Annotated in this window: 1 protein-coding gene; it reads left to right on the forward strand. The window is 68.0% G+C overall.

The features are described from left to right. Positions 1–253: AIM24 family protein (locus tag AC0IW9_RS31330; protein ID WP_471652193.1), on the forward strand; the 253-nt coding region annotated here is incomplete at both ends.

Below are 253 nucleotides of genomic sequence, written 5' to 3' on the forward strand. Positions count from 1 at the left end.
TCTTTACGCATCAAGGCCGCGGCAAGGCGCGGGTCGCGTTCGCCTCCCCCACCCCCGGCTCGATCCTGCCGCTGAACCTTGCCGATCTGGGCGGGACGCTGATCTGCCAGAAGGACGCGTTTCTGGCGGCGGCGAAGGGCGTGTCGATCGGCGTCCAGTTTCAGCGGCGGGTGATGACCGGCCTGTTCGGCGGCGAAGGCTTCATCATGCAGCGGCTGGACGGTGACGGCTGGGTGTTCGTGCAGATGGGCGG

This window comes from Belnapia sp. AC561 (assembly GCF_979252845.1).